General features: G+C 29.2%; 2 protein-coding genes. Both read left to right on the forward strand.

The window, feature by feature from the left end:
- Positions 1–855 (forward strand): M1 family aminopeptidase (locus VK998_RS04115; protein WP_325225798.1); only part of this gene is annotated, 855 nt, incomplete at its 5' end.
- Positions 856–869: 14 nt separating this feature from the next.
- Positions 870–1,844, forward strand: coding sequence for a tRNA modification radical SAM protein MnmL/YtqA (mnmL, locus tag VK998_RS04120; RefSeq protein ID WP_325225801.1), 975 nt, complete (start codon positions 870–872; stop codon positions 1,842–1,844).
- Positions 1,845–2,010: the final 166 nt, after the last annotated feature.

Here is a 2,010-nt window from a genome sequence, read left to right on the forward strand (position 1 = left end):
GGAGATTATTCACAAACTATATATACGAGAGGGCCTGTTTTTTTTGAAGATCTAAGGCAAAGAGTTGGAGAAGAGAAATTTATTGAAATCTTGAAAAACTATTATGAAAAATTTCTATTTAAAAATGCAACTATAGAGGATTTGCTAGATGTAATAGAAGAAGTTTCAGGAAAAGAAATCAGAGAAATAATGGATAAAGCAGTTAAAGAACCTAATTATTTTCCACAGGATATACAATTATCTGAAGAAGAAAGCAATATTTTCTATAAAAGACAAGAACAACAAAGATTGACAGGTTATGAGAAAGCAAGAGGATTAGTACTAGGCAGCATTGTTTTGAGAGGATTAGAAGGAGAAGAAATAATATTAGTAAAACCAGAACATATAAGAGATGAGGATTTGCAAGATGTAGAGAGTTTAATAAATATGCTAACGAGTTCATTAGATTTTCAATTTGATATCAAGTTGAAGGTTGTAGAGGAGAATGAAATTACGGAAGAAGAAAAGGAAGAAAATCTAATAATAATCGGTTATCCTAAAAAAAATAGTATTATAAAAGAAATGATGCCAAAACTTCCTATAGATTTAAATTCCCATAAACTCAATATAAATGGAGTATCCATTGAAAATAAAAATACATCTGGTATCTTTATATCGGAAAATCCAAGCAATAGTAATAAATTAACATTAGTAATATTTTTAGATGAGAACAAAGAAAAGAAAAAACAAACTGTAACTCCTGATGGTTACATATTGGATGCGGATATAATATATAACTATAATCCATTGTATAATTCGGATATTCAATTTATAATAAATGTAGGAGATATTGAAATTAGAGGATTATATAAATAGAAAAGGTGAAAGAAATGAACATAACAGTATATAATGTTTATTCAAAATATTTAAAAGAAAAGTTTGGAGAGAAAGTATATAAATTACCTATTAACTTACCTCTTACCTGTCCTAATAGAGATGGCTGTGTAGGAACTGGTGGTTGTATATACTGTGGAGAGGAGGGCGGTTCTTTTGAGAACCTGCCCAACATCCTTTCTGTAAAAGAACAGATAGAAAAAAACAAAAGTTACATTAGTAGCAGATATAAAGCGAAAAAATTTATATCTTATTTTCAAAGCTTCACTAATACTTATTTACCTTTACAAGATTTCAAAAGACATGTAAAAGAATCCATAGTTGAAGGAGTAGTGGGCATATCTGTATCTACAAGGCCAGATTGTGTAAATGATGAATACCTAAAATATCTTGCATATATTAAAGATGAATACAATCTAGAAATAACCATAGAATTAGGATTACAAACCGTAAATTATCATACTCTAAAAAAAATAAATAGAGGCCATTCATTAGCAGAATTTATAGATGCTGTAATAAGAACCAAAAGATATGGAATTAGAACTTGTGTCCATTTAATACTAAATTTGCCTTGGGATACTATGGAAGATGTAATAGAAAATGGGAAAATATTATCAGCATTGGGAGTTGATGAAGTAAAACTTCACGCATTATATATTCTTAAAGGAACAGAACTAGGAAGAATGTATAAAGAAGGAGAAATCAATCTAATATCAAAAGAAGAATACAAAGAAAGGGTAATTACATTTTTAGAGTATTTAGATGAAGATATTATAATACAAAGAATTATAGGCAGAGCTCCTGAAAAAAATGCACTTTTTGTTAATTGGAATGAAAGTTGGTGGAAGATTAGAGATGAAATAGTAAAAGAAATGGAAAATAGAAAGACAAAGCAGGGCATTAAATATAATTATTTAAATGGAAAAGCATTAAAAATTAAAAAAAATAGAGGAAAAAGGCAACAATTGTAGAATATATTAATATAAACATAATATAAGAAAGGAATGATTATTATGGTTAAATTTATTATAGGACCAAAAGGTAGTGGTAAGACCAAGTGGTTAATAGATAGAGCAAATGAAGAAAGGCGCAGATCGCGGCCGTTACGCACCCCATGGCGCAGGTTGCGGATCGGCC

It is taken from the genome of Schnuerera sp. (assembly GCF_035459645.1).
Taxonomy (GTDB): Bacteria; Bacillota; Clostridia; order Tissierellales; family Tepidimicrobiaceae; genus Schnuerera.